This is a genomic window from Pseudomonas sp. 22189, assembly GCF_052045635.1.
Taxonomy (GTDB): Bacteria; Pseudomonadota; Gammaproteobacteria; order Pseudomonadales; family Pseudomonadaceae; genus Aquipseudomonas; species Aquipseudomonas parakoreensis.
Genome location: NZ_JBQEPG010000078.1, coordinates 1 through 478, shown reverse-complemented (window position 1 = coordinate 478; position 478 = coordinate 1). Strand labels below are relative to the sequence as shown.

Genomic DNA, 478 nt, shown 5'->3' with positions numbered 1-478 from the left:
TGCCCCTGAAAATCAACAGCCAAAGATCGCAGCCTGCGGCAGCTCCTACAGATTTTCCGTTCGGCGCAGCATTGGGCCATACTCCTGTCAGGGAACTCGGCCACCCGCGTTGTGGCCCAAGGCTCAGCTCTTTCATCAGGATGCACACATGCAGGTAGAAAGCTTTTTCGAATGGCTCGGCCAGGCACTCGGTTCGATCATCCGCTTCATCGTCGATGGGCTCAGCGGCCTGTTCAACATACTGAGCAACGCTGGCGGCAATTTTGTCGATGGCCTGGCCAAGACACTGGGCATGGACACCTCGATCATCAGCATCCTCGCGCTGATTGTCGGCCTGATGCTGCTGTGGTCGGCGATTCGCGCGTTCATGAATGCGTCGATCATTGCCGGGATCATCTGGTTGCTGTTGGGGTTGTGGCTGTTGAGCTGGATCATCCATTAACCCTCGTGGGAGCGAGCCTGCTCGCGAAGGCGTCAG

General features: G+C 57.5%; 1 protein-coding gene. It reads left to right on the top strand.

Translation table 11 applies throughout. From position 1 onward, the window contains the following. Positions 1–148: 148 nt before the first annotated feature. Positions 149–442, top strand: coding sequence for a hypothetical protein (locus tag ACTJKS_RS28060; RefSeq protein WP_007963021.1), 294 nt, complete (start codon positions 149–151; stop codon positions 440–442). Positions 443–478 lie beyond the last annotated feature (36 nt).